Annotated in this window: 4 protein-coding genes; 2 read left to right on the forward strand and 2 right to left on the reverse strand. The window is 50.5% G+C overall.

Annotation, left to right across the window (positions count from 1 at the left end):
• The first annotated feature begins 298 nt into the window (after positions 1-298).
• Both QZP87_RS14950 and QZP87_RS14955 read left to right on the forward strand, forming a co-directional pair.
• Positions 299-796, forward strand: coding sequence for a TRAP transporter small permease (locus QZP87_RS14950; RefSeq protein ID WP_291323726.1), 498 nt, complete (start codon positions 299-301; stop codon positions 794-796).
• Positions 793-2,100, forward strand: a complete 1,308-nt coding sequence (locus QZP87_RS14955) for a TRAP transporter large permease (RefSeq protein WP_291323727.1) — start codon at positions 793-795, stop codon at positions 2,098-2,100. The genes QZP87_RS14950 and QZP87_RS14955 overlap by 4 nt, the downstream gene beginning before the upstream one ends.
• 76 nt (positions 2,101-2,176) lie before the next feature.
• Here QZP87_RS14955 and tpx read toward each other — a convergent pair whose 3' ends face one another.
• Both tpx and QZP87_RS14965 read right to left on the reverse strand, forming a co-directional pair.
• Entirely contained in the window at positions 2,177-2,692 is a 516-nt protein-coding gene (tpx, locus tag QZP87_RS14960) for a thiol peroxidase (protein ID WP_291323728.1), read from the reverse strand.
• 30 nt (positions 2,693-2,722) lie between these two features.
• The gene (locus tag QZP87_RS14965) at positions 2,723-3,130 is read right to left on the reverse strand and encodes a transcriptional repressor (protein WP_363331031.1); all 408 of its coding nucleotides are present in this window, start codon (positions 3,128-3,130) and stop codon (positions 2,723-2,725) included.
• Positions 3,131-3,418: the final 288 nt, after the last annotated feature.

Genomic DNA, 3,418 nt, shown 5'->3' on the forward strand with positions numbered 1-3,418 from the left:
TATGATGCCCCGAAGGGGCCACTTTTTCCGTGCAAGGTCGCGGAAAAAGCCTGGTGACTTACTCCTGAAACCCTGACATAAAATACAAGATACTTGGACAGGATTAACAGGATTGCAGACCTTTTTGCCCGCCTTCCGGGCGGGATAAAAATGCTTTTCTCTTAATCCATCTCATAATCTATGCCTGCCACGCGTCTTTGGCGTGGTTAATCCTGTCAAAAAAGCTCTTTTCTTTATTAGGTTGCGGGCAAAGCCCGCATTAGCTCTTAATGATATATAATATTTCAGAAGGCAAAATATGGTCAGACTGGAAAAGTTAGTGCACTACATGGCCATGCGTACGGCGCAGTTGTCTCAGCTTGCACTGGTCCTGGTAATGCTGCTCATTGTGGGCAATATCATCATGCGCGCCTGGTGGAAACCCTTGCCCGGCAGCTACGAACTGGTGGAAATTCTGGGCGCTGTCATCCTGTCCATGGGAGTGGCTTACTGTGCTGTACACAGGGGCCATGTTACAGTAAGCCTGCTTGTAGACTACCTCCCCCCCAGGGTTCAGGGGGTGGTGGAGGTCATTACCAATGCCATCTCTCTTGTATTTATTTCCCTGATATCCTGGGGACTTCTGCAATACGCATCCAACGTACAGCGAAGAAACCTGTCCACTTCATCCCTGGATATACCCCTGTACCCGGTCTTCTATCTTGTAGCCTTCGGTATGATAATGCTGTCCCTCATTGTTCTACTGGATATGATTAAGAATACTCTGAACGTGTTCCGGGGGAGGAGGCAGAAGTGAGCCCCTTTGAACTGGGTATTGCAGCTATTTTTCTGGTTTTTGTCCTGATTGCGGCCGGCATGCCCGTAGCATTTGTCATGCTGGTGGTGGGTGTCGGAGGATATGCTTATCATATCTCTCTGGATGCAGCCATGTCTATTGCATCCTCATCCATTTACAACACCTTTGCCTCTTACTCTCTCATCGTAGTCCCCCTGTTCGTATGGATGGGATATATTGCCTACCATGCCGGAATAAGCCGCCGGATTTACGATGCCACCTACAAGGTAGTGGGCAGGCTGCCCGCAGGGCTGGCCCTGGCTACTATAGGCGCCAGTACGGCATTCGGGGCCATTTGCGGCTCCACTACGGCCACCGCTGCCACCATGAGTGCCGTGGCAGTACCTGAAATGAAGCGATACAGGTATGATCGCTCCCTGGCCACTTCAGTAGTGGCCTCCTCAGCAATCCTGGGAATAATGATCCCTCCCAGCGTCATTTTCATCATATACGGCATCGCTACAGGAGAATCCATTGCCAAGCTGTTTCTGGCCGGAATCATCCCTGGCATCCTGCTTATGGCTCTTTTTATGCTGGTCACCTGGATAAGGGCCGTCAGAAATCCTGACCTGGCCCCGGCAGGTCCGGAAGTCGATTTGAAAGACAAGGTCAAGGCGGTCTTAAGCGGCGGTGTGGAAGTTATTGTAATATTTTTTGTGGTAATCGGGGGTCTTTTTCTGGGTTATTTTACACCAACCGAGGCCGGTGGCATAGGCGCAGCCGCAACTCTTGCAGTAGCCCTTATTCGAAGGCAGCTTAGCTGGGCAGGATTTATAAATTCCCTGCGCGATTCCATCCGCATCTCGGCCATGATCATGTTTCTGGTAGCAGCGGCTACGGTTTTCGGGCGTTTCCTGGCAGTGACCAACATCCCCACCACCATGGCGGTCTGGGCCGGGGATCTGCCAATTCATCCCGTGGCGGTCCTGGCTATCATTTTACTGATATACCTGTTGCTTGGATGCTTTATTGACGCCCTGGCCCTGATCCTGCTGACAATTCCTATCTTTTATCCCGTTGCCGTTCACCTGGGTTTCGATCCCATCTGGTTCGGAGTCATAATCGTGCTGGTGGTAGGCATGGGAGTAATCACTCCCCCTGTTGGGGCCAATGTTTACGTGGTTGCGGGCATAGTAAAGGACACGCCCGTGGTGACTATTTTTCGGGGAATCTGGCCGTACCTGTTGAGCATTATCCTTTGTATCGCTATTCTGACGGTATTCCCGCAACTGGCCCTGTTTCTGCCCGACCTGTTCCAGAAATAAGATGCGACTGGAAAAAGTCTTATTTCCAGTCGCAGTAGTTAATATCTGTCATTTTGCAGGTGCATCAAATAATGCACTACAATAGACTGGAGGCTGACTCCAGTACAGCCTTGTAATCAGGCTCACCGGTCACTTCAGGCACGATTTCAATATACTTCAGAATACCTGTGCGGTCCACAACGAACATGGCCCTGGCCAGCAGACGCAATTCCTTTATCAGTACCCCGTAAGACACGCCGAAGGAGACATCCCTGTGGTCGGACAGTGTCTGAACCTTGTCTACTCCGGCAGCGGCGCACCAGCGTTTTTGAGCAAAGGGCAGGTCCATGCTGATGGTGAGAATACTGATATCCTCATGAAGTGAGGCGGCTTCCTGGTTGAAACGCCTCACCTCCATATCGCACACCGGTGTATCCAGGGAAGGCACAGAGGCGATTATAATCACCCGGTCCTTCAGGCTGGAAAGCCTGAAGGGGTTCAATTCATTGTCCAAAACTTCAAAGTCAGGGGCCTGCCTGTCTATTGCCGGTTCTTCACCCACCAGAGTCAGGGGGTTCTGGTGCAGGGTCACGATTCCTTGTCTCTCATTCATGACAATCTCCTTTTTAGATCACTAAAGTTGTTAAGTACATTCAGCACAACGTCCGTACAGAAAGATTTCATGTCCATCAAGCTTAAAACCTTCAGGAGCCAGGGATGTTATCCCCGGCGGGCAGCCTGGTATGCAGAAAAGCTGCTTGCAGTTGCGGCATTGAAAATGATGGTGGTGATCCATGTCCGCTGGTTCGTAATATGAACCCTGCCCCGGGACCTGCAGTTCGGCAACAGACCCCTCCTCTACCAGCAGCTTGAGGTTGCGGTATACCGTGGCAATGCCCAGAGAAGAAACCTTCTCCCGGGAAAACCATAAAATTTCTGCTGGTTTCAATGGCCCTCGGGCTTCATGTAAACACTCCATCAAGGCCTTTCTTTGCTGAGTCTTGTGTTTCATATGCAAACTCCCTGGACTTAAGCTGATTAATATGGCCATTCAAAGCAAATTGCAACTTCAAGTTATGCAGAATGTATCTGGTCAGCGCTTTGCATGTGGCACGGGGACTGGCTCTTCCCGCACTTATCTTTAAAACCTGTCAATCTTCCTTTAGTGGCTTACTCCTGAAACCCTGTCACAAAAAACAAGAAAAATTTGAGCCATGACGGGGTTCAGCACTTGGCACTGGGACTGTTTCATTTTTGGACACTAAGCTCAGGTGCTCCCCCCGCCGCGCAAGCGGCTGATGCCTTTTCCTTGCGGGTTCTTATTCCCGCAAGGAAAAAA

Source organism: Desulfonatronospira sp. (assembly GCA_003563255.1).
Lineage (GTDB): Bacteria > Desulfobacterota > Desulfovibrionia > Desulfovibrionales > Desulfonatronovibrionaceae > Desulfonatronospira.